Annotated in this window: 18 protein-coding genes and 1 pseudogene; 10 read left to right on the forward strand and 9 right to left on the reverse strand. The window is 64.3% G+C overall.

Features of this window, described 5'->3' with window-relative positions; all coding sequences use genetic code 11:
- Window positions 1-15: 15 nt before the first annotated feature.
- From fmt to HMPREF2924_RS04075, 5 genes are all read left to right on the forward strand, one after another.
- On the forward strand, window positions 16-960 hold the full coding sequence (fmt, locus tag HMPREF2924_RS04055) for a methionyl-tRNA formyltransferase (RefSeq protein ID WP_003131369.1): 945 nt from the start codon (window positions 16-18) through the stop codon (window positions 958-960).
- Complete coding sequence (rsmB, locus tag HMPREF2924_RS04060) at window positions 957-2261, forward strand: 16S rRNA (cytosine(967)-C(5))-methyltransferase RsmB (protein WP_003131368.1); 1305 nt, start codon at window positions 957-959, stop codon at window positions 2259-2261. The genes fmt and rsmB overlap by 4 nt, the downstream gene beginning before the upstream one ends.
- A gap of 26 nt (window positions 2262-2287) precedes the next feature.
- Entirely contained in the window at window positions 2288-3661 is a 1374-nt protein-coding gene (gene trkA, locus HMPREF2924_RS04065; protein WP_070700374.1) for a Trk system potassium transporter TrkA, read from the forward strand.
- Window positions 3662-3808: 147 nt separating this feature from the next.
- Window positions 3809-4126 (forward strand): tetratricopeptide repeat protein, encoded by a 318-nt coding sequence (locus tag HMPREF2924_RS04070; protein ID WP_003131364.1) that lies wholly within the window; start codon window positions 3809-3811, stop codon window positions 4124-4126.
- A 314-nt stretch (window positions 4127-4440) separates the two neighbouring features.
- Complete coding sequence (locus HMPREF2924_RS04075; protein WP_003131362.1) at window positions 4441-4713, forward strand: hypothetical protein; 273 nt, start codon at window positions 4441-4443, stop codon at window positions 4711-4713.
- 61 nt (window positions 4714-4774) lie between these two features.
- On the opposite strand, the gene HMPREF2924_RS04080 is transcribed toward HMPREF2924_RS04075, so the two are convergent.
- From HMPREF2924_RS04080 to HMPREF2924_RS04095, 4 genes are all read right to left on the reverse strand, one after another.
- A complete protein-coding gene (locus HMPREF2924_RS04080; protein ID WP_003097286.1) occupies window positions 4775-5428 on the reverse strand; it encodes a 7-cyano-7-deazaguanine/7-aminomethyl-7-deazaguanine transporter in 654 nt (217 codons plus the stop codon).
- 146 nt (window positions 5429-5574) lie between these two features.
- Complete coding sequence (locus HMPREF2924_RS04085; RefSeq protein ID WP_003114645.1) at window positions 5575-5841, reverse strand: PilZ domain-containing protein; 267 nt, start codon at window positions 5839-5841, stop codon at window positions 5575-5577.
- Window positions 5842-5925: 84 nt separating this feature from the next.
- On the reverse strand, window positions 5926-6813 hold the full coding sequence (locus HMPREF2924_RS04090) for a lysophospholipid acyltransferase (RefSeq protein WP_003123762.1): 888 nt from the start codon (window positions 6811-6813) through the stop codon (window positions 5926-5928).
- A 144-nt stretch (window positions 6814-6957) separates the two neighbouring features.
- Complete coding sequence (locus tag HMPREF2924_RS04095) at window positions 6958-7509, reverse strand: DNA-3-methyladenine glycosylase I (RefSeq protein WP_003097280.1); 552 nt, start codon at window positions 7507-7509, stop codon at window positions 6958-6960.
- Between the two features lie 104 nt (window positions 7510-7613).
- Here HMPREF2924_RS04095 and glyQ point away from each other — a divergent pair, with 104 nt between their 5' ends.
- Both glyQ and glyS read left to right on the forward strand, forming a co-directional pair.
- The gene (glyQ, locus tag HMPREF2924_RS04100) at window positions 7614-8561 is read left to right on the forward strand and encodes a glycine--tRNA ligase subunit alpha (RefSeq protein ID WP_003097276.1); all 948 of its coding nucleotides are present in this window, start codon (window positions 7614-7616) and stop codon (window positions 8559-8561) included.
- Complete coding sequence (gene glyS / locus HMPREF2924_RS04105) at window positions 8561-10615, forward strand: glycine--tRNA ligase subunit beta (RefSeq protein WP_003131360.1); 2055 nt, start codon at window positions 8561-8563, stop codon at window positions 10613-10615. The genes glyQ and glyS overlap by 1 nt, the downstream gene beginning before the upstream one ends.
- A 56-nt stretch (window positions 10616-10671) precedes the next feature.
- Here glyS and HMPREF2924_RS04110 read toward each other — a convergent pair whose 3' ends face one another.
- The gene (locus tag HMPREF2924_RS04110) at window positions 10672-12378 is read right to left on the reverse strand and encodes a di-heme-cytochrome C peroxidase (protein WP_003161952.1); all 1707 of its coding nucleotides are present in this window, start codon (window positions 12376-12378) and stop codon (window positions 10672-10674) included.
- Between the two features lie 331 nt (window positions 12379-12709).
- On the opposite strand from HMPREF2924_RS04110, the gene gmhB reads away from it, so the two are divergent.
- Window positions 12710-13246: a D-glycero-beta-D-manno-heptose 1,7-bisphosphate 7-phosphatase gene (gmhB, locus tag HMPREF2924_RS04115; protein ID WP_003136533.1), complete on the forward strand. Its 537-nt coding sequence runs from the start codon at window positions 12710-12712 to the stop codon at window positions 13244-13246.
- A gap of 11 nt (window positions 13247-13257) precedes the next feature.
- Window positions 13258-14031 carry a lysophospholipid acyltransferase family protein gene (locus HMPREF2924_RS04120; protein WP_003136532.1) on the forward strand — a complete coding sequence of 258 codons (774 nt, stop codon included), beginning with the start codon at window positions 13258-13260 and terminating at the stop codon, window positions 14029-14031.
- A 322-nt stretch (window positions 14032-14353) separates the two neighbouring features.
- Here HMPREF2924_RS04120 and gyrB read toward each other — a convergent pair whose 3' ends face one another.
- From gyrB to dnaA, 4 genes and pseudogenes are all read right to left on the reverse strand, one after another.
- Complete coding sequence (gene gyrB / locus HMPREF2924_RS04125) at window positions 14354-16774, reverse strand: DNA topoisomerase (ATP-hydrolyzing) subunit B (RefSeq protein ID WP_003097268.1); 2421 nt, start codon at window positions 16772-16774, stop codon at window positions 14354-14356.
- Between the two features lie 3 nt (window positions 16775-16777).
- A pseudogene (gene recF, locus HMPREF2924_RS04130) lies at window positions 16778-17880 on the reverse strand (DNA replication/repair protein RecF).
- A 9-nt stretch (window positions 17881-17889) separates the two neighbouring features.
- Window positions 17890-18993, reverse strand: coding sequence for a DNA polymerase III subunit beta (dnaN, locus tag HMPREF2924_RS04135; RefSeq protein ID WP_003097262.1), 1104 nt, complete (start codon window positions 18991-18993; stop codon window positions 17890-17892).
- 28 nt (window positions 18994-19021) lie between these two features.
- Window positions 19022-20566 (reverse strand): chromosomal replication initiator protein DnaA, encoded by a 1545-nt coding sequence (gene dnaA / locus HMPREF2924_RS04140; RefSeq protein ID WP_003109151.1) that lies wholly within the window; start codon window positions 20564-20566, stop codon window positions 19022-19024.
- A 525-nt stretch (window positions 20567-21091) separates the two neighbouring features.
- On the opposite strand from dnaA, the gene rpmH reads away from it, so the two are divergent.
- Window positions 21092-21226: a 50S ribosomal protein L34 gene (gene rpmH / locus HMPREF2924_RS04145; RefSeq protein ID WP_003100258.1), complete on the forward strand. Its 135-nt coding sequence runs from the start codon at window positions 21092-21094 to the stop codon at window positions 21224-21226.

Genomic DNA, 21226 nt, shown 5'->3' on the forward strand with positions numbered 1-21226 from the left:
TTTAGCGAGCCCCGCATGAGCCAAGCATTGCGCATCGTCTTCGCCGGAACCCCGGAATTCGCCGCCGAGCATCTCAAGGCCCTGCTCGACACCCCACATCGGATCGTCGCCGTCTACACCCAGCCCGACCGGCCGGCCGGCCGCGGGCAGAAACTGATGCCCAGCGCGGTGAAGAGCCTGGCCCTGGAGCATGGCCTACCGGTCATGCAGCCGCAGAGCCTCCGCAATGCCGAGGCCCAGGCGGAGCTGGCGGCGCTGCGCGCGGACCTGATGGTGGTGGTCGCCTATGGCCTGATCCTGCCCCAGGCGGTACTCGATATCCCGCGCCTGGGCTGCATCAACAGCCACGCCTCGCTGCTGCCGCGCTGGCGCGGCGCCGCGCCGATCCAGCGCGCGGTGGAAGCCGGCGACGCGGAGAGCGGCGTCACCGTGATGCAGATGGAAGCCGGGCTCGACACTGGCCCGATGCTGCTCAAGGTGAGCACGCCGATTTCCGCCGCGGACACCGGCGGCAGCCTGCACGACCGGCTCGCCGCGCTCGGCCCGAAAGCGGTGGTCGAAGCCATCGCCGGCCTGGCCGCCGGCACCCTGCATGGCGAGGTCCAGGACGACGCCCTGGCCACCTACGCGCACAAGCTGAACAAGGACGAGGCACGCCTCGACTGGAGCCGTCCGGCCGTCGAACTGGAGCGCCAGGTCCGCGCCTTCACCCCCTGGCCGGTCTGCCACACCAGCCTCGCCGATGCTCCGCTGAAAGTCCTCGGCGCCAGCCTGGGGCAGGGTAGCGGGGCGCCCGGAACCATCCTCGAGGCCAGCCGCGACGGCCTGCTGGTCGCCTGCGGCGAAGGCGCCCTGCGCCTCACCCGCCTGCAAGTGCCGGGCGGCAAGCCACTGGCCTTCGCCGACCTCTACAACAGCCGTCGCGAGCAATTCGCCGCCGGCCAGGTGCTCGGCCAATGAACCCGCGTCTCGCCGCCTGCCAGGCGCTGGCCGCGGTGCTCGCCGGACGCGCCTCGCTGTCTGGCGCGCTGCCGCCGCAACTGGACAAGGTCGCCCCGCGTGATCGCGGCCTGACCCAGGAGCTGGCCTTCGGCGCGGCGCGCTGGCAACCGCGCCTGCAGGCCCTGGCCGCGCGCCTGTTGCAGAAGCCGTTCAAGGCCGCCGACACCGATATCCACGCCCTGCTGCTGATCGGCCTCTACCAGTTGCTCTACACGCGGATTCCGCCGCACGCCGCGATCGGCGAGACCGTCGGCTGCGCCGACAAGCTGAAGAAGGGCTGGGCCAAGGGCGTGCTCAACGCCGTGCTGCGCCGCGCGCAGCGCGAAGGCGAGACGCTGCTGGCCGAGGTCGACCGCGATCCCTCGGCGCGCCTGGGCCATCCGCGCTGGCTGCTGAAAGCGCTCAAGCAGGCCTGGCCGGAGCAACTCGACGCGCTCTGCGCGGCGAACAACGCACACCCGCCGATGACCTTGCGGGTCAATCGGCGCCATGGCGAGCGCGATGCCTACCTGGCCGAACTCGCCGAAGCCGGGATCGAGGCCCGCGCCTGCGACTACAGCCGCGACGGCATCCAGCTCGCCGCGCCGCGCGACGTACGCGAACTACCGGGCTTCGCGGAGGGCCGCGTCAGCGTCCAGGACGAAGCCGCGCAACTGGCCGCCGAGCTGCTCGAAAGCGCGCCCGGCCAGCGTGTCCTCGACGCCTGCTGTGCGCCTGGCGGCAAGACCTGCCACCTGCTGGAAACCCAGCCGGGACTGGCCGAAGTGATCGCCGTCGACCTCGAGGAGAGCCGCCTGGTAAGGGTTCGGGAAAACCTCCAGCGGCTCGGCCTGCAAGCCAGCCTGGTCGCCGCCGACGCCAGGGCCACCGGGGAGTGGTGGGACGGCAAGCCGTTCCAGCGCATCCTCCTCGACGCGCCGTGCTCGGCCACCGGGGTGATCCGCCGCCACCCGGACATCAAGCTGGCGCGCAAGCCGGAAGACATCGCCGCCCTGGCGCACCTGCAAGGTGAATTGCTCGACGCACTGTGGCCTACCCTGGAAGTCGGCGGCGTGCTGCTCTATGCCACCTGTTCGGTGATGCCGGCGGAAAACAGCGACAGCATCGCCGCCTTCCTCGCCCGTACGCCCGGCGCCCGCGAACTGGACCTTCCCGGCCCCTGGGGCATGAAACAGCCCCACGGCCGCCAGTTGTTGCCGCAGGTGGAAGGCCACGATGGCTTCTACTATGCCAAGCTGATCAAGATATCCGCCCGTTGATCGAAACCTGACGAGCCGTTCCTGCCATGAAAATCATCATCCTAGGTGCCGGCCAGGTCGGCGGCACACTGGCCGAGCACCTGGCCAGCGAAGCCAACGACATCACCGTGGTCGACACCGACGGCGACCGCCTGCGCGACCTCGGCGACCGCCTCGACATCCGCACAGTGCAAGGCAAGGCCTCGTTCCCCACGGTGCTGCGCCAGGCCGGCGCCGACGACGCCGACATGCTGGTGGCGGTGACCAATAGCGACGAGACCAACATGGTCGCCTGCCAGGTCGCCTACCCCCTGTTCAACACCCCGACCAAGATCGCCCGCGTCCGCGAGCCGGCCTACCTGACCCGTACCGGCCTGTTCGACAACGAGGCGATCCCGGTGGACGTGCTGATCAGTCCGGAGCAGGTGGTCACCAACTACATCAAGCGCCTGATCGAACATCCCGGCGCGTTGCAGGTGATCGACTTCGCCGAAGGCAAGGCGCAACTGGTCGGGATCAAGGCCTACTACGGCGGCCCTCTGGTAGGGCAGGAGCTGCGCCAGTTGCGCGAGCACATGCCGAACGTGGATACCCGCGTCGCCGCGATCTACCGCCGCAACCGGCCGATCATTCCCCAGGGCGACACGGTGATCGAGGCCGACGACGAAGTCTTCTTCATCGCCGCCAAGGCCCATATCCGCGCGGTAATGGGCGAGATGCGCAGGCTCGACGACAGCTACAAGCGGATCATCATCGCCGGCGGCGGCAATGTCGGCGAGCGCCTGGCCGAGGCCATCGAGAGCCGCTACCAGGTGAAGATCATCGAGCGCAGCCCGCTGCGCTGCCGGCACCTCTCGGATACCCTGGACAGCACCATCGTGCTCAACGGCAGCGCTTCCGACCGCGACCTGCTGCTGGAGGAGAACATCGGCGAGACCGACGTGTTCCTCGCCCTGACCAACGACGACGAGGCCAACATCATGTCCTCGCTGCTGGCCAAGCGGCTCGGCGCGAGCAAGGTGATGACCCTGATCAACAACCCGGCCTATGTCGACCTGGTGCAAGGCGGCGAGATCGACATCGCCATCAGCCCGCAACTGGCGACCATCGGCACCCTGTTGGCCCACGTTCGCCGCGGCGACATCGAGAGCGTACACTCGCTGCGCCGCGGCGCAGCCGAAGCGATCGAGGTGGTGGCCCATGGCGACGCCAAGTCGAGCAAGGTGATCGGTCGCTCGATCAACGAGATCAAGCTGCCGCCGGGCACCACCATCGGCGCGCTGGTGCGCGACGAGGAAGTGCTGATCGCCCACGGCGACACCCACATCGAGAGCGGCGACCACGTGCTGCTGTTCCTGATCGACAAGAAATACATCCGCGACGTCGAACGACTGTTCCAGGCCGGCCTGACGTTCTTCTGAGGCACGCCCTATCGCGAACGGCGATAGGGCTTCGGCCTACGAACACGAAGGGGCCGCGTGCCTTCTTCGCAACGGCCGAAGCCCCTGTTCCGTGCAAAGCCTGGCCGGAGCCGGGCACAATGGCCGACATCGTTGGAAGAGGGCAGGGTGATGATCGAAGGTCTGGAAAAGATCCTGGCCAAAGGCGTGGACAATGCGCTGCTGCGCTTCGGCCTGGGCAAGGGCTACCTGGACGCGGGCGACGCCGAACGCGCGACGGAACACCTCCAGCGTTGCGTAGAGCAGGACCCGAAGTATTCCGCTGGCTGGAAACTGCTGGGCAAGGCGCGCCAGGCTGCCGGCGATCTCGCGGGCGCCCGGCAGGCCTGGGAGCAAGGCCTGGCAGCTGCCGCGACGCATGGCGACAAGCAGGCCGAAAAGGAAATGACGGTGTTCCTGCGCAAGCTCGACAGGGCGAGAACCTGAGCGTCCGGCCGAGGCTCGCGCTTCCCCGGCCAGGACGGAGTACAGCGCGTTCTCTCCACCCGTAGGCCGGAGTTCCGGCAGACGGGTCGGGCGTCCTCATCCAGCGCTGGCGGAACGGTTCGAGCACGCCCCGACGACACTTTTACAAAGACCTGTTCCACACATTCGTAGGCAACTTCTGTCAACGATGTAGCCTGCATCCCGAACGCCCAACACCCCATTGAGCGACCGCTGCCGGCCCTCTAGCTTCGACTCATCGCTTCGGTCCAAGCCCGAACGCGACACCCGACTTCAACTACTTTTCCGGAGCCAACATGTCGAAGCAAGAGCGTTCAGTCCCATCCTATGTCGAATACCCATACGAGCAAGCGATCCTCTACGTTCACCGGAACGCCTCTGCCAATGAGTTGCTCGAATCCGTACAGGAGCGCCTGAGGGCTCTCCTCGGTCTCCTCCAGGCCTTGGAAAGGATCGAAGTGCGGACAGGGCAGGGCGTTCCCATTCAGCGCGTGGCGCACATCCTGGTCACGCTCGGCGGCGATGCCCTGACGCTGCTCACGGCCGCGCACCGGGCTACCACCTCCTGAACGAAGAAGGGCGCAACGGTCACGGCCGTTGCGCCCTTCCTCCAGACTGCCTCGATGAGCCTCAAGCGTTGCTCTGCGGCCGCCCCGGCAGCATCTTCAGGATGCCGTTGAGTAGCATGCCGTAGAGCGGCACGAACAGCAGAAGGCTGATGCTCAGCTTCACTCCGTAGTCCACCGTGGCGATTTCCACCCAGTGCTGCGCCATGAACGGATTGTCGCTGCGCCAGAACGCCACGAAGAAGAAGGTGAAGGTGTCCAGCAGGTTGCCGAGGATGGTCGAGGCGACTGGCGCGGTCCACCAGTGCCGGGAACGACGGAGGCGGTCGAATACCTGGATGTCGAGGATCTGCCCGAGCACATAGGCGAGGAAGCTTGCCAGGGAGATCCGTGCGACGAAGGTGTTGAACTCGAGCAGCGCGGAGAAGCCACGGAACGCCGCTTCCTGGAACAACACCGAGACCACGTAGGAGGCGATCAACGCCGGGATCATGACCCGGGCGATGACCAGCCGGGCAGGGCCCTTGCCCAGCAGGCGCACGGTGAGGTCGGTAGCCAGGAAGATGAACGGAAAGCTGAAGGCGCCCCAGGTGGTGTGCCAGCCAAACAGGGTGATCGGCAACTGCACCAGGTAGTTGCTGGCGATGATGATGAAGATGTGGAAGGCGATCAGGCCGGCCAGGGTGCCGCGCCAGGCCGCCGGAGAAGAAGCTGACATGTACTGTCCTTTTTGCGCGATGGGGTGAGGGAACCCATGCCCGGCACCATGCCGAGCGGCGCGCATTCTAGCCGATAACCGGCAGCGGTTTCGCCCACTCTGTGATCAGTGGCTCATGCCTGGGGTTCCACGTGGAACATCACCGTTCAGGCTTCGCTGAGAAAGCGCAGGCCGACGCCTTCCGCATCGACTCGCACGACTTCCATCTGCAGGATCGGCGCGTCGATCGGCAGATCCTGTACCTGGCCAGTAACGACACTGCCTGTTGGGAGCTGGGTCAGATCCGGGTGTTTGACATAGACCCCGGTGTCGGAGAGGTCGCGGGTCTGCGCCATCAGCTCGCCAAATAACGGGTGACTGATACGGATTCGGCACTTGAGCGGGGTTCGTGGGTATTGTCGTTGATTATCCATCGAGTCCCTCGGGACCTGCGGAGGAGGCGGCAGAGCTGAGCATAGTACCCGGATATGAAAAAGGCGTCTTCCGACGCCCTTTCCTCAGTACCATTTTTTCTCGCCATCCGGGCGGTTCTTGAAGCGCTTCATGCTCCACATGTACTGGCTGGGATAGGCTCGTACATACTTCGCCAACTCGCGGCTCATGGCTGCTACAGACACTTCCAGGTCCTTGTCGTACATGTCCGCCGGAGCCGCTTCGAGGATCACCTTGTAACCGCTACCATCGGGCAGGCGCACCGCATGGAAGAACACTCCACGCGCCTTGCCGCGTGAAAGCAACTGCGGGACGAACTTGCTGATCAATGCAGTGGTGCCCAGGTAGGGCACGAAGAGCCCAGCGGTACGCGCGGGCTCGGGGTCGGCGGGAATCCCTACGCAACCGCCTTTCTTCACTTCCTTGATGACGCTGAGGATACCCTCCGGAGTGGAAGGTGCGACGCGGTTGCCCAATTGCACGCGTTGCTTCTTCAGCAATTCGTCGACTGCCTTCAGCTTGGGCGGACGATAGAAGATGATCGGCTTGGCGTAGGAGCAATAGAAGTGGTTGAGTACTTCCCAGTTTCCCAGGTGACTGGTAATGCCGACCAGGCCATCGCCGGAAGCCAGCGCTTCCTCCAGCACTTCCATGCCTTCGACCTCGCGGATGTACCTCAGCGACTTTTCAGGCGCCCAGATCCAGGCACAGGCACTTTCGGTGAGGGTACGGCCAATATCCATCAGGCTTTGTCCGACCAGCTTTTCCAGTTCGGTTTCGGACAACTCGGGGAAGCACTTGGACAGGTTGATCCGCACTACCTCGCGGGATCGATTCGGCAATTTCCACATCAGCCAGCCTATGCCGGCCCCGACGCCTTGCACGGCACGCCAGGGCAATAGCGCGAACAGGCGTAGGGCCCCCACCACCAGGGCACCTTTGAATTTCTCCACGAAACACTCCTCGCTCGACTCGAACGCGCATTGTACGCCAGGAAGAAGGGCGAGGGCGGCAGCCAAGGAAGCGGGGCGACCAGCTATGCTGCGCGCCGATGTTCCACGTGGAACATCCGAACGCATCCATCAGGGAGCGCCCGGCTAGCCGACGAGTTGGGCGTAACGGTCGCAGTCCTGGGTATGGTCCATGACCATGCCGCTGGCCTGCATGAAGGCGTAGCAGATGGTCGGCCCGACGAAGTTGAAGCCGGCCTTGCGCAGCGCCTTGCTCATGGCCTCGGCTTCCGGGGTAATCGCCGGCACCTCGGCACGACCAGCGAAATGGTTGATCTTCGGCTGGCCGCCGACGAAGGACCAGAGGAACCCAGCCGGGTCATCCAGCTCCAGCCAGGCCTGGGCGTTCTGCCGCGCAGCGTTGAGCTTGGCCCGATTGCGAATGATGCCGGGGTCGAGCATCAGTTCGTCGATCTCCGCGTCGCTCATCTGTGCCACCCGCTGCACGTCGAAGCCGAACAGCACCTCGCGGTAGCGCTCGCGCTTCTTCAGCACGGTGATCCAGGACAACCCGGCCTGGAAGCCCTCCAGCAGCAGAAGTTCGAACAGCGCGTCGGGATCGCGCTGCGGCACACCCCACTCCTCGTCGTGGTAGGCCATGTAGAGGGGATCGTCGTTGCACCAGAAGCAGCGTGGCATAAGGCTTTCCGTGGTTTTCCAGGGATCGGGGGGACGGGCGAGGCGGCGCGGGAATCGGGTATACTTCCGCGTTTTGTATCGAAGCCTCAGCACAGGTGAATTTCGTGAGCCAGACTACGCCCGCCGTGCGCACCTTCCAAGACCTGATTCTCGCCCTGCAGAACTACTGGGCCGAGCAGGGCTGCGTGGTGCTGCAGCCCTACGACATGGAAGTGGGCGCCGGCACCTTCCACACCGCCACCTTCCTCCGCGCCATCGGCCCGGAGACCTGGAACGCCGCCTACGTCCAGCCGAGCCGCCGCCCCACCGACGGCCGCTACGGCGAGAACCCCAACCGCCTGCAGCACTACTACCAGTTTCAGGTGGTCCTGAAGCCGAACCCGGAGAACTTCCAGGAGCTGTACCTCGGCTCGCTGAAAGCCATCGGCATCGACCCGCTGGTCCACGACATCCGCTTCGTCGAGGACAACTGGGAGTCGCCGACCCTCGGCGCCTGGGGCCTGGGTTGGGAAATCTGGCTGAACGGCATGGAAGTCACCCAGTTCACCTACTTCCAGCAGGTCGGCGGCATCGAGTGCTATCCGGTCACCGGCGAGATCACCTACGGCCTGGAGCGCCTGGCCATGTACCTGCAGGGCGTGGACTCGGTCTACGACCTGGTCTGGACCGACGGCCCGTTCGGCAAGGTCACCTATGGCGACGTGTTCCACCAGAACGAGGTGGAGCAATCCACTTTCAACTTCGAGCACGCCAACGTGCCGAAGCTGTTCGAACTGTTCGACTTCTACGAAAGCGAAGCCAACCGCCTGATCGCGCTGGAGCTGCCGTTGCCGACCTACGAGATGGTCCTCAAGGCTTCGCATACCTTCAACCTGCTGGATGCGCGGCGCGCCATCTCGGTCACCGAGCGCCAGCGCTACATCCTTCGCGTGCGTACCCTGGCCCGCGCCGTGGCGCAGAGCTACCTGCAGGCCCGCGCGCGCCTCGGCTTCCCCATGGCCACCCCCGAATTGCGTGACGAAGTACTGGCCAAGCTGAAGGAGGCCGAATGATGAGCGCCAAGGATTTCCTGGTCGAACTGGGCACCGAAGAGCTGCCGCCAAAAGCCCTCAACAGCCTCGGCGAAGCCTTCCTCAGCGGTATCGAGAAGGGCCTCAAGGCTGCCGGTCTGAGCTATGCCGCTGCGCGTTTCTATGCGGCGCCGCGCCGTCTCGCCGTGCTGGTCGAGCAACTCGCCGTGCAGCAGCCCGACCGTACCGTCAACCTAGACGGTCCGCCGCTACAGGCCGCCTTCGACGCCAGCGGTAACCCGACCCAGGCCGCCCTCGGCTTCGCCAAGAAGTGCGGCGTGGATCTGCAGCATATCGACAAGAGCGGTCCGAAGCTGCGCTTCAGCCAGATCATCGCCGGCCAACCGGCCGCCGGCCTGCTGCCTGGCATCGTCGAGGCCTCGTTGAACGAACTGCCGATTCCCAAGCGGATGCGCTGGGCAGCTCGCCGCGAGGAGTTCGTGCGTCCGACCCAATGGCTGGTGATGCTGTTCGGCGACGATGTGGTCGAGTGCGAGATCCTCGCCCAGAAAGCCGGGCGCGAATCCCGTGGCCACCGCTTCCACAATCCGGACAATGTGCGTATTTCCAGCCCGGCAGCGTATCTGGAAGACCTGCGCGGCGCTCATGTGCTGGCCGATTTCGCCGAGCGCCGCGAGCTGATCGCCAAGCGCGTGGCCGAACTGGCCGCCGAGCAACAGGGCAGCGCCATCGTGCCGCCGAGCCTGCTCGACGAAGTGACTGCACTGGTCGAGTGGCCGGTGCCGCTGGTCTGCTCCTTCGAGGAGCGCTTCCTCGAGGTCCCGCAGGAAGCCCTGATCACCACCATGCAGGACAACCAGAAATACTTCTGCCTGCTGGACGCCAACGGCAAGCTGCTGCCGCGCTTCATCACCGTCGCCAACGTCGAGAGCAAGGCGCCGGAGAATATCGTCAGCGGTAACGAGAAGGTGGTTCGCCCGCGCCTCACCGACGCCGAGTTCTTCTTCAAGCAGGACAAGAAGCAGCCGCTCGAAAGCTTCAACGAGCGCCTGCGCAACGTAGTGTTCCAGGCCCAGCTCGGCACCGTGTTCGAGAAGGCCCAGCGCGTCTCCGGCCTGGCCGCCTACATCGCCGAACGTATAGGCGGCAATGCGCAGAACGCCGCGCGCGCCGGCATCCTGTCCAAGTGTGACCTGGCGACCGAGATGGTCGGCGAGTTCCCCGAGATGCAGGGCATCGCCGGCTACTACTACGCCACCCACGGCGGCGAAGCGGAAGACGTCGCCCTGGCCCTCAACGAGCAGTACATGCCGCGCGGCGCCGGCGCCGAGCTACCCTCGACCCTGACCGGCGCCGCCGTGGCGGTGGCCGACAAGCTCGATACCCTGGTCGGTATCTTCGGCATCGGCATGCTTCCCACCGGCAGCAAGGACCCCTACGCGCTGCGCCGCGCTGCGCTGGGCGTGCTGCGCATCCTCATCGAGAAGCAGCTCGACCTGGACCTGGTAGCCGCGGTCAACGCCGCCGTCGAGCAATACGGCGACAAGGTCAAGGCCGCCGGCCTGGCCGAGCAGGTGCTGGACTTCGTGTTCGACCGCCTGCGCGCGCGCTACGAGGACGAAGGCGTGGACGTGGCCGTGTACCAGTCGGTGCGCGCGCTCAAGCCAAGCTCGCCGCTGGACTTCGACCAGCGCGTACAGGCCGTCCAGGCCTTCCGCCAGTTGCCTGAAGCCGAGGCCCTGGCCGCGGCGAACAAACGGGTGTCGAATATTCTCGCCAAGTCCGAGGACGAGGTTCCGCCGAACGTGGATGCCAGCCTGCTGGTGGAAGCCGCCGAGAAGGCCCTGGGCAGCGCCGTGGCGAACGCCGAAAGCGAAGTCGCGCCGCTGGCAGCGGCACGCGACTATCGCGCCGCGCTGGCCCGCCTGGCGGCCTTGCGCGAGCCGGTGGATACGTTCTTCGCCGATGTGATGGTCAATGTCGACGACGCGGCGGTGCGCGCCAACCGCTATGCGCTGCTGGCCAAGCTGCGCGGGTCGTTCCTCGGGGTGGCGGACATCTCGCTGCTCGGCTGAGCCAGTCCCGCCTCGAAGAAAAGGCCCGGCGTCCTCGCGACACCGGGCCTTTTTCACTACAGGACCTTCAGATACTCCAGCAGCGCGCGCTTCTCCTCGGCCGACAGGCTGGTGCCGTACTCATGGCCGCAGCGGCTGTTGCCGGAATCACGCTGCTCGCAGCCGGTGGTCTTCAGCACATAGCTGCCGAATTGGGTCTGCTGGGCGGCGAGGCCGACCTTGTCCACGTCGTAGGCCGAGCCCACCGGGAAGGATTCCACCCGCTCCGCGGCCGGCTTCAGCAACTCTTCCAGGGTCGGCACCGAGCCGTTGTGCAGGTACGGCGCCGCCGCCCAGATCCCCTGCAGGACCCGCGACTCGTAGGGGTAGGGGTCGGCCTGGGTACGCACCGGCTTCTGGAAGGCGGTCAGCAGTTGCCGGGTTTCGTCGGTCATCACGCTTTCCGGCTTGACCGCCGCCGCCTTGGCATCGTGCTTCTCACCGAGGATCGGCACGAAGTGCTGCAGGATCGAACCGGCCACCGCTACGGCGAGTACATCGAAGGCTCCGTCGGTCGCCTTCAGCGGCTGGCCGAACGGCATCCGCGCGCCCTCCATCACGCCGGTCTGCACCTGGCCATCGAGGATGGCGTGCTGGCGGCTGTCGCTGCCGACGTCCCTCAGCGGAGTGTCCCAAAGCACCAGGTCCTTGATCCGGATGCCGTGGCACTCCACGCAGCCACCCTCGTCGGTCTTGCGGGCGAAGATCAGCGCGCCTTTCCTGGCCAGGTGCTTGTCCACCGCCCAGGGCCACTTCGGCGGGCCGATCTTCTTGATCAGCTCCTCCAGCTTGCCCAACCCGTGGAAGTTGGCCGAGTTGACCTTCAGGTAGTCCATGCCCAGCAGGTGGAACTTGCTCTTCTGCGGGTGGAAGGTGGCGAACACCCCGTAGACCTCGCCGACATTGCGCGCCAGGCCGAGCAGGTCGTTGCCGTTGGCGGCGAAGCCGGGCCACTGGGTCTTGTTCTGCCGCGCCGCGTTCCACAGGAACGGGTAGCGCACCGGCGCATCCGCCGCCTTGATGTTGTCGGGAATCAGATAGGGCGGCGCGGTGCCGATATCCAGCCCGGTAAGGCGGTTGAAGATCATCGATACCGCGTCCAGCCGCGCCGGTCCCCAGGTGTCCTTGGGCAGCGCGCGCTCGATCAGCGTGTGATAGGGCTCGTACCATTCCTTCACCGCCGCGAGCAGGGCGTCGCGCGCACCGGGAGGCGGATTGGCCCCGAGGATCTGCTTGGCGAAGGCGTCGAAGGCGGCGTCATCGCTGGTCAGCGGTCCCACGGCCCGATCGAGGTCGGCGAGGAATGCCTGGAAGTCGACGATCGCCGGACCGCCGTCGATCCGATAGGCCGTGCCCTTCACCTCGATCTGCCGGGTATGGCAGGCCGAACAGGTCATGCCGACCATCTGCCGGGCGCCCGTGCCGGCTACGGTGAAGCCCACCGGCAGGCCTTCCGCGGGCGCCTTGGGATTGGGCAAATAGCCGTAGCGGGCCAGGCTGTCGGCGAGGAAAGGCGTTCCATCCGGCTGTCGCAACGCCTTGAGCCAGGGCAGGGGCATCACCTGCGAGCCCTGGTCGCGGCTGTAGAAGTCCTGGCGGTGGCTTTCGGTCCATTCCTTGCCCTGGTCGAGCATGACCGGAGCGGCCGCCAGGGCGGCGGAAGAAAGAGCCAGGGAAACGAGGGACAAGCTTGAAAGGTGCAGTGTCTTTTTCAGGCGTTTCACGGTTACCGTCCTTGGGAACGGGCAGACGCCCCGGAACTCCCCGTCGTCATGCCCGCTCCACCTGTGGTGGAAACACGGCCGGTCGGCCGTGCTGGCATGCGATAGGCGCTTACTGCGTTACTCCGGTGATCCACCCGCCAAGGGGTTCGCACGTACTCCGAGACACCCACTGCTGCGTGCCAAATGACTCCCTGGCCTGGGATTGCCATTCCATTGCCATTATTGAATCTAGTACAGATTGTCCAGCGTAGGGGGCTCGTCGATCCATCCGCGATGCTCCGGCTGGCTGAGGTAGAATCGATCCTTTCCGTTCATGGCCAACTGCGCATCGATGTCCCGTTCCCTGCTGATTCTCGACCGCGATGGAGTCATCAACCTCGACTCCGACGATTACATCAAGACCCTCGACGAGTGGATCCCCATCCCCAGCTCGATCGAGGCCATCGCCCGCCTGAGCCAGGCCGGCTGGACCGTCGCGGTGGCTACCAACCAGTCCGGCATCGCCCGTGGCTATTACGACCTGGCGGTGCTCGAGGCCATGCATGCGCGCTTGCGCGAACTGGTCGCGGAGCAGGGCGGCGAGGTCGGCCTCATCGTCTATTGTCCGCATGGACCGGACGACGGCTGCGAATGCCGCAAGCCGAAGCCGGGTATGCTGCGGCAGATCGGCGAGCACTACGGGGTCGATCTGTCGGGTATCTGGTTCGTCGGCGACAGCATCGGTGACCTGGAGGCGGCGCGGGCCGTCGATTGTCAGCCGGTGTTGGTAAAGACCGGAAAAGGTGTACGTACGCTGGGCAAGCCCTTGCCAGAGGGCACCCTGATATTCGACGATCTGGCGGCAGTCGCCAGCGCATTACTTCAGTAAGGTCAGAATACATGTCGACAGTGCAGGCCATCAGAACCATCCTCTTTTACCTGCTGCTGTCCGCCAGCGCGTTCGTCTGGGGCACCCTCAGCTTCTTCATCGCGCCGATCCTGCCGTTCCGCGCCCGCTACCGCTTCGTGGTCCAGAACTGGTGCCGCTTCGCGATCTGGCTGACCCGCGTGGTCGCCGGCATCCGCTACGAGGTGCGCGGACTGGAGAACATCCCGGAAAAGCCCTGCGTGATCCTCTCCAAGCACCAGAGCACCTGGGAAACCTTCTTCCTCTCCGGCTTCTTCGAGCCACTCAGCCAGGTACTCAAGCGCGAGCTGCTCTACGTGCCGTTCTTCGGCTGGGCCCTGGCCCTGCTCAAGCCCATCGCCATCGACCGCAGCCAGCCGAAGCTGGCCCTCAAGCAACTGGCCAAGCAGGGCGACGAGTGCCTGAAGAAAGGCGCCTGGGTGCTGATCTTCCCGGAAGGCACGCGTATTCCGGTGGGGCAGATGGGCAAGTTCTCCCGCGGCGGCACCGCCCTGGCGGTCAACGCCGGGCTACCGGTACTGCCGATCGCCCACAACGCCGGGCAGTATTGGCCCAAGGCCGGCTGGGCCAAGTACCCGGGCACCATCCAGGTGGTGATCGGCCCGGCGATGCACGCCGAAGGCGAAGGCCCGCGCGCCATCGCCGAGCTAAACCAGCGCGCCGAGGCCTGGGTCAGCGAGACCATGGCCGAGATCAGCCCCATCCAGCAGCAGGTCAGCCATCCGGAGCCGTCGGTGGTCTCGTGAAGGGCCGCAAAGCCCCCTGCAAGGCGCACTGTGCGCCGATTCGATAAAAGAAGCCCCGCTATGGCGGGGCTTCTTGTTTTCACGCGAGGCGCAAAGCAAGGCCGGCTGGCAACGATCGACCGAATTGACCGGCGTCCGCTGCCCACAGGAGCGGTGCAACGCCGCCAGGAGGCCCGGGCCCAGGGTGCCAATGCCGGCGAGCAACCGGGGCTCGACCACACCTTGGCAAGGCACCCCTGGCGCCCGTATCCAGGCTACCTGGCGCAAAAAGAAAACCCCGGCGCCAGGCCGGGGTTTCCATGAGGGTCGGTCTGCCGACCTGTCACACGTCCAGGTTCGACACCGCCAGCGCGTTGCTTTCGATGAAGTCGCGGCGCGGCTCCACGGCATCGCCCATCAGGGTGTTGAAGATCTGGTCGGCGGCGATGGCGTCCTCGATGGTCACCTTGAGCATGCGCCGGACGTTCGGATCCATGGTGGTTTCCCACAGCTGCTCAGGGTTCATCTCGCCCAACCCCTTGTATCGCTGGATGCTGTGGCGCTTGGTACCTTCGGCCATCAGCCAGTCCAGGCCGTCCTTGAAGGCGCTGATCGGGCGCTTGCGCTCACCCTTCTGCACGTAGGCGCCGTCTTCCAGCAGGCTGTTCAGCTGGTCGCCGAGCAGCGACACCGAGCGGTAGTCATTGCTGGCGAAGAAGTCACGGTTGAAGGTGACGTAGCTGGACAGGCCGTGGGCCACCAGTTCCACCTCGGGCAGCCACAGGTGGCGCTCGCGGTCTTCGCGCAGGCTGGCCTTGTAGGTCAGGCCAGACTTCTCGGCGGCGGTCAGGCGCGCCTGGAACTTCTCCAACCAGCCCTGCATGGCCGACTCGTTAGCCAGGTCGTCCACCGACACGGTAGGCAGGTAGATGAAGTGCTCGGTCAGCTCCTGGGGGTACAGGCGCGACAGGCGCTTGAGGGTGGCGATCACCCCGCGATACTCGTTGACCAGTTTCTCCAGCGCTGCCCCGGACAGGCCCGGAGCGTGCTCGTTGACGTGCAGGCTGGCGTCTTCCAGGGCCGACTGGGTCATGTACTCTTCCATGGCCTGGTCGTCCTTGATGTACTGCTCCTGCTTGCCGCGCTTGACCTTGTACAACGGGGGCTGGGCGATGTAGATGTAGCCACGCTCGATCAGCTCGGGCATCTGGCGGAAGAAGAAGGTCAACAGCAGGGTGCGGATGTGCGAACCGTCGACGTCAGCATCGGTCATGATGATGATGTTGTGGTAGCGCAGCTTGTCGATGTTGTACTCCTCGCGGCCGATGCCACAGCCCAGGGCGGTGATCAGCGTACCGACCTCCTGGGAGGAGAGCATCTTGTCGAAGCGTGCCTTCTCGACGTTGAGGATCTTGCCCTTGAGCGGCAGGATCGCCTGGGTCCGGCGATTGCGGCCCTGCTTGGCGGAACCGCCCGCGGAGTCACCCTCCACGATGTACAGTTCGGAGAGCGCCGGGTCCTTTTCCTGGCAATCGGCCAGTTTGCCGGGCAGGCCGGCGATGTCCAGCGCGCCCTTGCGGCGGGTCATCTCGCGCGCCTTGCGCGCGGCCTCGCGGGCACGGGCGGCGTCGATCATCTTGCCGACTACGGCCTTGGCTTCGTTGGGATTCTCCAGCAGGAAGTCGGCGAAGTACTTGCCCATCTCCTGTTCCACCGCAGTCTTCACCTCGGAGGAGACCAGCTTGTCCTTGGTCTGCGAGCTGAACTTCGGGTCCGGTACCTTCACCGAGATGATCGCGGTGAGGCCTTCGCGGGCATCGTCGCCGGTGGTGGCGATCTTGAACTTCTTCGCCAGGCCTTCGGCCTCGATGTAGTTGTTCAGGTTACGCGTCAGCGCCGAACGGAAACCGGCCAGGTGGGTGCCGCCGTCACGCTGCGGGATGTTGTTGGTGAAGCAGAGCAGGTTCTCGTTGAAGCTGTCGTTCCACTGCAAGGCGACTTCCACACCCACGCCGTCCTCTTCACGCTGGACGTTGAAGTGGAATACCTCGTTCACCGCGGTCTTGTTGGTGTTCAGGTACTCGACGAAGGCCTTCAGACCGCCTTCGTACTTGAACAGCTCCTCCTTGCCGGTACGCTCGTCGCGCAGCAGGATGCCGACTCCGGAGTTGAGGAAGGACAGCTCGCGGATGCGCTTGGCCAGGATGTCCCAACTGAAGTGGATGTTGCTGAAGGTCTCCGGGGACGGCTTGAAGTGAACTTCGGTGCCGGAGCCATCGGTCTCGCCCACTTCGCGCAGTGGGAACTGCGGAACGCCGTGGTGGTAGACCTGTTCCCAGACCTTGTTGTGGCGACGGATGGTCAGGCGCAGTTCATGGGACAGCGCGTTCACCACCGAGACGCCCACACCGTGCAAGCCGCCGGACACCTTGTAGGTGTTGTCGTCGAACTTGCCGCCGGCGTGGAGGACGGTCATGATCACTTCCGCCGCAGAAACCCCTTCTTCCTTGTGGATATCCACCGGAATACCGCGTCCATTGTCGCGGACAGTGATCGACTCATCCGTATGGATGGTGATGCTGATTTCGCTGCAATAACCGGCCAGCGCTTCGTCGATGGAGTTATCCACCACCTCGAACACCATGTGGTGCAGACCGGTGCCATCGTCGGTGTCGCCGATGTACATGCCGGGGCGCTTGCGTACGGCATCCAGCCCCTTCAGCACCTTGATGCTGGAAGAGTCGTACGTGTTGTTCTCGCTCATGCTTCACTCCCGATGGTCGTGGTCTGAGAGACTTTTCCATGTTCCACGTGGAACATGGATACCGGCGTATCCGTGCGCCAGCCGTCTTTCAATAGTTGCGGGTCCACGCAGGTGATGAATACCTGGCAACCCAAATCTTCAAGCAAGCGGCAAAGAGCCATTCGATGCTGCTCATCCAATTCCGAGGGCAGGTCGTCCACCAGGTAGACGCACTGTCCGCGCTTGGCGCGATTGATCAGATGGCCTTGGGCGATGCGCAGGGCGCATACCACCAGCTTCTGCTGACCGCGCGAGAGAATTTCCGCGGCGTTATGACCTGCCAACCGTATGCGAAGATCCGCACGCTGCGGTCCCGCCTGGGTGTGGCCCATCTGCTGGTCGCGCAACAGGCTGGAAGCCAGGACCTCCAGGAGGTCCCGGTCCTTGTCCCAGCCTCGGTAGTAGCTAAGGGTCAGGTCATCCAGTGAAACCAATTCGGCGAGTGTTTCCTCGAATACCGGTTTCAACGCCTGGATATAGCTTCTGCGGTAGGCATCGATCTCATCGCTGGCCAGGCTCAATTCCCGGTCCCAGGCTGCTTGCGACGCGGGGTCCAGTTTACCATGCCGGAGCCAGGAGTTCCGCTGGCGCAGCGCCTTCTGCAGGCGCTGCCAGACGGGCAGAAACCGAGGTTCCACGTGGAACACTCCCCAATCGAGGAACTGTCGCCGGATCTTCGGCGCTCCCTCGAGCAACCGAAAGCTGTCCGGGTTGATCAGTTGCAGTGGGAGAGTTTCCGCCAATTGAGCCGCACTCCGGGCGTTCTGCCCATCGATGCGGATGGTGAACTCGCCCTGGCGCTCACGGGAAATCCCCAGGTTGCTGGCGATGCCGTTGGCCAACATCACCTGGCCGAATACGGTGCAGGCCGCTTCCTCATACTGGATCACCGGCTGCAAGCGCGCACTGCGGAATGAACGCGCCAGGCCCAGCAGGTGGATGGCTTCGAGCACACTGGTCTTGCCGCTGCCATTATCGCCGTAGAGGATGTTGATGCGAGGGGAGGGGGAGAGGGTCACCGGGTGCAGGTTGCGCACCGCGGTGACCGAAACGCGGGTCAGGGACATTCAGTGTGATTAGAGGCGCATCGGCATGACGACATAGGCAGAATCGTCATTGTCGGCCTCGTGGACCAGGGCGCTGCTGTTGGAATCGGAAAGGATGAAGCGGACCTGCTCGGTACCGATCACACCCAGCACGTCGAGCAGGTAACTGACGTTGAAGCCGATCTCCAGGTTGCCGCCGTTGTACTCGACCTGCACTTCTTCCTCGGCCTCTTCCTGCTCCGGGTTGTTCGCCTGGATTTTCAGCAAACCGTTGGAAAGCTGCAGGCGAATGCCGCGGTACTTCTCGTTGGAGAGGATCGCGGTACGGCTGAAGGCTTCGCGCAGTTGCTGGCGGTCACCGACCACCAGCTTGTCGCCACCGCGCGGCAGTACACGCTCGTAGTCCGGGAACTTGCCGTCCACCAGCTTCGAAGTGAAGGTGAATTCGCCAGTGGTGGCACGGATATGGTGCTGGCCCAGGACGATGCCGACTTCGCCGTCCTGCTCGGTGAGCAGACGAGCCAGTTCGAGGATGCCTTTGCGCGGCACGATCACCTGGTGGCGGTCCTGCGACGGGATCTGCGCATCCAGCGAGCACATGGCCAGTCGGTGGCCGTCGGTGGCGACGGAGCGCAGGGTGCCGCCGTTCACTTCCAGCAGCATGCCGTTGAGGTAGTAACGCACGTCCTGCTGGGCCATGGCGAAGCTGGTGCGGTCGATCAGGCGACGCAGCTTGCTCTGGGCAATGCTGAAGTTCAGCGAGCCGGGACCTTCCTCTACGGTGGGGAAATCGTTGGCCGGCAGGGTGGACAGGGTGAAGCGGCTACGCCCGGCCTTCACCAGGAGTTTCTGCTCTTCGACACGGATGTCGATCAGCACGTCGTTCGGCAGGCTCTTGCAGATGTCCATCAGCTTGCGCGCCGGTACGGTGATCTCGCCGGGTTCGGCGGCATCTTCCAGTACCACGCGACCAACCAGCTCGACCTCGAGGTCGGTGCCGGTCAGCGACAGTTGCTGGCCTTCGACCACCAGCAGGACGTTGGAGAGAACCGGCAATGTCTGGCGGCGTTCCACGACGCCGGCGACCAGTTGCAGCGGTTTCAACAGGGCTTCGCGTTGAATGGTGAAATGCATGGTCTAGTCCCTTGCCTCGTGGGCTGCGTCAGGTTGTCAGGGTACGCAGCAGGTTCTTGTAGTCCTCGCGGATATCCGCGTCGGATTCCCTAAGTTGAGCGATCTTACGACAGGCGTGCAACACCGTGGTGTGATCCCGACCGCCGAAGGCCACGCCGATCTCCGGCAGGCTGTGGTTGGTCAGCTCCTTGGAGAGCGCCATGGCCACCTGGCGCGGGCGCGCCACCGAACGCGAACGCCGCTTGGACAACAGATCGGATATCTTGATCTTGTAGTACTCGGCGACGGTGCGCTGGATGTTGTCGATGCTGACCAGCTTGTCCTGAAGGGCCAACAAGTCCTTCAGCGACTCGCGAATCAGCTCGATGGTGATCGGCCGGCCCATGAAGTGCGAGTGGGCGATCACCCGCTTCAGCGCACCTTCCAGTTCACGCACGTTGGAACGGATGCGCTGGGCGATGAAGAAGGCCGCGTCGTGCGGCAGCTCGATCTTCGCCTGCTCGGCCTTCTTCATCAGGATCGCCACCCGGGTTTCCAGTTCCGGCGGCTCGACGGCCACCGTCAGGCCCCAGCCGAAGCGGGACTTCAGCCGCTCTTCCAGGCCTTCGATTTCCTTCGGATAGCGGTCGCTGGTGAGGATCACCTGCTGGCCGCCTTCGAGAAGGGCGTTGAAGGTGTGGAAGAACTCCTCCTGGGAGCGCTCCTTACGGGCGAAGAACTGGATGTCGTCGATCAACAGTGCGTCCACCGAGCGGTAGAAGCGCTTGAATTCGTTGATGGCGTTGAGCTGCAAGGCCTTCACCATGTCCGCGACGAAACGTTCCGAATGCAGGTAGACCACCTTGGCGTTCGGGTTCTTCTTCAGCAGGTGGTTGCCCACCGCATGCATCAGGTGGGTCTTGCCCAGGCCGACGCCACCGTAGAGGAACAGCGGGTTGTAGCCGTGCTTGAGGTTGTCCGCCACCTGCCAGGCGGCGGCGCGGGCCAACTGGTTGGACTTGCCCTCGACGAAGTTCTCGAAGGTGAAGGTACGGTTGAGATAGCTGGTGTGCTTCAGCGCGCCTTCGACCTGGACGTTGCGCTCGGTGCGTACCGCAGGTGCGGCTCCGGCCGGCATAGCGGCGGCCAGCGGATCGATGCTGGGCTCTTCCGGCTCGTAGGGGTCGCTCGACACGCTGGGAGCCGTCGTCACTGGCGGCAGCTCTTCACGTGGCACCACCACGGGCGCGGCCGATACCGGCTGCACTGGCGCCGGCGGCGGAGCAACCGGAGGCGGGGGAGCCACGTGGGTCTGCGATGGGACGATGGCGGCGCGCGGCGTACGGCTACGCTTGCTGCCTATTAATAAGGAAAGGGCGGGCAACTGACCCTCGCCGCGTTCACCGAGCAGTTCCAGAAGCCGACCGAGGTATTTCTCGTTCACCCAATCGAGGACGAAACGGTTGGGTGCATACACACGCAATTCGTCGCCTTCGGCTTCGACCTGCAAGGGACGGATCCAGGTGTTGAATTGTTGGGACGGCAGCTCATCGCGGAGAAGATCCACGCACTGCTGCCAAAGTTCCACGGACACGGATATCCCCCAAAGATTGGAAAGGCGGCACAACGAAATAAGCGCCTATTGTAGCCGGACGGGCCGGACTTATCCACATGCCGATGCGCTGAGGCCCCAAGCAAATCAAGACCTTAATAAAAGCAGGCAGGCCGACGGACGGTCGTCCTGGACTTTGTGGATAACCCTTGCTTTGAAGGGGGTACATCCCTGCGCACAGCCGTGTGGAAAAAACCACTGTGGATAACCAACTCGTTCATCCCCAGGCTTCGCTCAGGAAGGAAACAGCCTCGACACCGGTTCTCGACAACCTTTTGCCTGCCGGAGAAACACGCAGTTGCTGGGCTTCGTCGAGTTATGCACAGAAAAGCGCCGTCCCAAGAGCATTAACCGTTTCTATCCTTTAAAAGAAAAATGACTTCCTTGTATCTATCTATTACGTCATCGCTGGTTGGAAATTGACCTGCCCGTTCGATTTCACTAGAATCGCCGGTCTCTTTAAACGGGGTCACTGCGACCTCAAGTCGTCAACCCAGGTACCGAATCATGAAACGTACTTTCCAACCCAGCACCCTCAAGCGCGCTCGCGTCCACGGTTTCCGCGCCCGTATGGCCACCAAGAACGGCCGTCAGGTTCTGTCGCGTCGTCGCGCCAAAGGCCGTAAGCGTCTGACCGTCTGA

Origin of the sequence: Pseudomonas sp. HMSC063H08 (assembly GCF_001813645.1) — a bacterium.
Taxonomy (GTDB): Bacteria; Pseudomonadota; Gammaproteobacteria; order Pseudomonadales; family Pseudomonadaceae; genus Pseudomonas; species Pseudomonas aeruginosa.